Below are 500 nucleotides of genomic sequence, written 5' to 3'. Positions count from 1 at the left end.
ACCAACTGACCACCGACTACGCCGCGCTGATCGATCACCTGCGCGCCGGCGATAACGAGCAGGCCAACCGGCTCGCCCACACTCTGAAGGGCGTGGCCGGAACGCTGGGTGCCATGGATCTGCATCAGCAGGCGGAACAAATCGATCACGACCTGAAAGCGGGAAATGCGGTCACCGCGGAGTGCATCGGGCGCCTTGAGCAGACTTTGCAGGATACTGGACAGGCTCTCGATGGACTGGCCCGAGAGCCGGAAACAGCCCGGCAAGGGTCGGCGGAGGCCGTGACGTGCCTGCGACAGAAACTGGATGCCAGCGAACTCATCGAGGAAGAAACACTCCAAGAGGCGCTGGCCTATCTGCGCGACCAGGAGTTCGACTGCGATGCATTGGAAGCCCTCATCGAACAGTTCGCGTTCGATGAGGCACTGCTGCGGCTCGACCAGCTGCTGGAAGACGGCCAAGGTGGCACCACATGAGTCGGGATGAACGGCACCAGCGCA

At 62.4% G+C, this 500-nt stretch carries 1 protein-coding gene; it reads left to right on the top strand.

The features are described 5' to 3' along the window. On the top strand, window positions 1-476 hold a 476-nt coding region (locus tag LRF89_RS13340; RefSeq protein ID WP_238637388.1), incomplete at its 5' end, for an Hpt domain-containing protein. Between the last annotated feature and the right edge of the window lie 24 nt (window positions 477-500).

This window comes from Halorhodospira sp. 9621 (assembly GCF_022228055.1).
GTDB lineage: Bacteria > Pseudomonadota > Gammaproteobacteria > Nitrococcales > Halorhodospiraceae > Halorhodospira > Halorhodospira halophila_A.
Note: the sequence above shows the minus strand (reverse complement) of the source record. Positions and strands in the feature narration are given on the sequence as shown.